Raw genomic sequence first — 662 nt, forward strand, 5'->3', positions numbered from 1 at the left:
GCTGTCTGGATGTTTTTGAGCGTTGGGGTGATGATTGGCGCGCCGTTGTCATTGGAGTTACCCAGTGTGGCTGTCAATTTGTTGTTGGCTGTGGCGGATGTGTTGGAGCCTGTCAGTACGTCTTCGTCTTGCAGGGCGTTAACACGGGAACCACCGTTTGGTGTGTACACCAGGCCGGCTGTGAAGTTCTCAGCAGTAGCGACGTCTGTGTTGCTTGTCAGTGTGAAGTCTTTAACACCGCCACCGTTAACGATGGATGTCAGGACTGCATCTTGAACAGCGATTTGGGATGCTTGTGTAGCGGAATCCAACACTTTGCTCAACCAATCCTTGGCCAGGGCTGTGTTGCTTGGCAGGGAGTAGGCAACGATTTCTTCGTTGGTGTCGATGGCTGTTGTGAAGGAAGTAGCAGCGGCAACTTTGGAGTCAACGGCAACTTTGTCTGCACCAGTAGCACCACCGAGGATGGCCAGAGCGGCTTGACCGAGGGTGACTTTGCCATTCAACAGTTGGCCTGTCCAGTAGTTGAGACCTGCTACGTCAGCTTTGTGGCCGAACAGGTTGTTGTAGATGGTGTTGACGGTGTCTTCTGTTGTTTTACCAGCGAATACGGTGGCGTATTCTGCTTGTTTGGAGAAGCTGTCGGCGATTTGGTTCAGTGT

Annotated in this window: 1 protein-coding gene; it reads right to left on the bottom strand. The window is 52.4% G+C overall.

The window, feature by feature from the left end:
- The coding region (locus ACO0LN_RS30265) for a DUF4214 domain-containing protein (protein WP_422980465.1) at positions 1 to 662 on the bottom strand (662 nt) is incomplete at both ends.

The organism is Undibacterium sp. TC9W (assembly GCF_049339865.1).
Taxonomy (GTDB): domain Bacteria; phylum Pseudomonadota; class Gammaproteobacteria; order Burkholderiales; family Burkholderiaceae_D; genus Undibacterium.